Genomic DNA, 1,672 nt, shown 5'->3' on the forward strand with positions numbered 1-1,672 from the left:
CTCTACTGGCCACGTAGTTGTTGTAAAGCTGTTTGTTCGCTGCTGGTGGACAAATACCGTAGTGTTCTAACACTTCGTCCATCTCAAAATTGAGTTCTGGAATGGTTTTGTCTACGTAGGTATACCAAAGCGCGTAGTTTGCGGGGGTGGCAGCTACATGATTTTTGATCATTAGTGGCACCGCTTTTTTTAAGTTAGCGGTCGATTTCTTAAACTCGTCAGTCATTTCTGCGATGTTACTAGCAAAATGGAATTGGATTTAGATTACCGGATATTAACTAATATCGCTTTAATTTTTATCATTTTTGCTTGGTTTATATAAAAAAATGAGCAAATAGCGGTGATATTCATAAATCTGAAATTTGATTTTATAAAATCACGGTTTAAAAAGTGAACGATTGAGGATGGAAATACGATTTGGCTCTTATGTTCACGATTCATGCAAAGAGCATGGAAAGCGCTGTAGTTAGTAAGAACGGATGATCCGCTCGCGATGCCGAGCGTAAAACAAATCAGTACATTTAGCTCCTCGCCTAAGGACGTTTTTTGAAAAAGAAAATAGGGCTTTACTGGTTTACGTTTGACCTAAGACTTCACGATAACTCGCTATTGGTTGATGCCTCATCTTTTCTGGATGAATTGGTTTGCTTGTATTGTCGCCCTTCAGTAACTCCTTTTCTCCATCATTTTGCTCAGGAGGCAACGCTCGGACGAGCTAGGCAGAAATTTATCGATGCGTCTTTGTGCGAACTGAATGACGCACTCGGCCAGTTAGGTCAGCGACTTTGGACGCTAGATATACCCCCGTATCAAGCCCTCAAATATGCCATTCAATATTTGAGTGTCACTCATCTTTATTCAGACGCAATGGCTGGCTCGGATGAACAGAGCATATTGCACAAGCTGCAAGATGAATACCCACACCTTGTCATTGTTCAGCACTCTGTACGCAGTTTGTTCGACGAAAGCAAGCTGCCGTTTACGTTGCCTGATCTACCTGAGACTTTTACTCAGTTTAGAAAGTGCGTTGAAGGGATAGACATCGCCCACCCAATAGATGCGCCGAGCTACCTACCGCCAATGCCAAAAGGCGCTCAACTGCCAACTTCATCCTCTTCTTACTTTGATGAGTCGGCGCTGTTTTTTGGCGGAGAATGGAGTGGTCTTGCGCATTGTCGGCGTTACTTTTCTTCTGGCTTGGCAAGCTCATATAAAGAGACGAGGAACGGACTCGACGGGATGGCGTATTCCACCAAATTTTCACCTTGGCTTGCGCTTGGTTGTGTGTCGCCAAGAATGATTTATGCCATGCTCAAACAGTATGAACAAACCCAAGGGGCGAATGATTCGACTTACTGGATTTACTTTGAATTGTTGTGGCGCGAATATTTTTATTGGTACGCAAGGTGTTATCAACAAAGGCTGTTTCGGTTTGGTGGTATTCGCAATCAACCGCCGTTAACCAGCTTTTATGCGCATCGTTTTCAGCAGTGGAAAAACGGCACCACACCGTATCCCATCGTCAACGCGTGCATGCACCAACTGGATCACACTGGTTATATGTCTAACCGTGGACGTCAGTTGGTTGCAAGTTGCCTTGTTCATGAACTGGGGTTGGACTGGCGGTATGGCGCAGCCTACTTTGAAACGCAGTTGATTGACTACGATGTCG

Annotated in this window: 1 protein-coding gene and 1 pseudogene; one reads left to right on the plus strand and one right to left on the minus strand. The window is 44.3% G+C overall.

All coding sequences use genetic code 11. From position 1 onward, the window contains the following. A pseudogene (locus tag R7040_RS24335) lies at positions 1–226 on the minus strand (GGDEF domain-containing protein); the annotation flags it as partial. A gap of 320 nt (positions 227–546) precedes the next feature. Between R7040_RS24335 and R7040_RS24340 the strand changes: the two are divergent. Further along, positions 547–1,672: DASH family cryptochrome (locus R7040_RS24340; RefSeq protein ID WP_318097240.1), on the plus strand; the 1,126-nt coding region annotated here is incomplete at its 3' end.

It is taken from the genome of Vibrio sp. 1069 (genome assembly GCF_033340555.1).